The organism is Treponema sp. OMZ 805 (assembly GCF_050937395.1).
GTDB lineage: Bacteria > Spirochaetota > Spirochaetia > Treponematales > Treponemataceae > Treponema.
This window is the reverse complement of record NZ_JACCLP010000067.1, coordinates 1-374: the sequence shown is the minus strand read 5'-3', so window position 1 is coordinate 374 and position 374 is coordinate 1. Positions and strand designations below refer to the sequence as shown.

The 374-nt window shown below is 46.3% G+C and carries 1 protein-coding gene; it reads left to right on the top strand.

Annotated elements, in window-relative coordinates; all coding sequences use genetic code 11:
* Positions 1-135 precede the first annotated feature (135 nt).
* Positions 136-374, top strand: a 239-nt coding sequence (locus HGH47_RS12335) for a DNA adenine methylase (protein WP_432912790.1), incomplete at its 3' end; no start/stop codon positions are given.

Sequence of the window (374 nt, the reverse complement as noted above, 5' to 3'; positions counted from 1 at the left end):
CACCACCGGGCAGGCGTCGATACCGCCTTCAGGGTTTCCCCTAATCTTAACCCGTACCCTCGTACTCGGGTACTTTGATTATCGGGTCATCATGCCGTCAGGTTTAGCTCAATCATTTTGAGGAGGCTTGAGTCTATGAAGACGCCAATTTCGTACTACGGCGGCAAGCAAACGCTTGCACCCATTATTCTGGAGCTTATTCCGGAACACAAAATATACTGTGAACCGTTCTTAGGCGGAGCTGCAGTATACTTCGCAAAAAAGCCGTCTAAGGTTGAAGTCATTAACGACACCAATAGCGAGTTGATTAACTTCTATGAAGTTGTCAAAAATGACTTTTCGGCTTTGGAAAAAGAGATTGCCATAACGCTGCA